General features: G+C 63.4%; 1 protein-coding gene. It reads right to left on the reverse strand.

Annotated elements, in window-relative coordinates; genetic code table 11:
* Positions 1-637 (reverse strand): IS256 family transposase (locus tag QP415_RS10730; protein ID WP_285100037.1); only part of this gene is annotated, 637 nt, incomplete at both ends.

The raw sequence follows: 637 nt of genomic DNA on the forward strand, positions 1-637 counted from the left end.
GCGATGGCCTCAACTAGGCCCAGATGGGCGTCGCTGGTGACCAGGCGCACGCCGGTGAGGCCTCGGGCGACTAGGTCAGCGAAGAACTCATTCCAGGCTGGACCGGTCTCGCTGGTGGATACGCGCACCCCCAGTACTTCGCGGTGTCCGTCATTGTTGACTCCGGTGGCAACCAGGACCGCGCACGAGACGACGCGCCCTCCTTCGCGCACCTTCATGGTCAGTGCGTCAGCGGCGACGAACGTGAAAGGCCCAGCGTCGTGGAGGGGGCGATGACGGAACTCGTCCACGTGTTCGTCCAGGTCGGCTGCCATGCGTGAGACCTGGGACTTCGACAGTCCTGTGATCCCCAGGGTTTTGACGAGCTTGTCCATGCGGCGCGTGGATACTCCCGCTAAGTAGCAGTCAGCGACCACTGTGATCAAGGCGCTTTCGGAGCGTTTGCGGCGCTGCAACAACCACTCTGGAAAGTAGGTTCCTGAGCGCAGCTTGGGGATCGCCACGTCAATGGTGCCGACCCTGGTGTCCAGGGGCCGGTAGCGATACCCATTGCGCTGGGCCTGACGCTGCGGGTCTTGTTGGCCCCACTGGGCCCCGCACACGGTGTCAGCGTCCGCTGATAACAACGCGTTAATGA

This window comes from Pauljensenia sp. UMB3104, assembly GCF_030217285.1.
Classification (GTDB): Bacteria; Actinomycetota; Actinomycetes; order Actinomycetales; family Actinomycetaceae; genus Pauljensenia.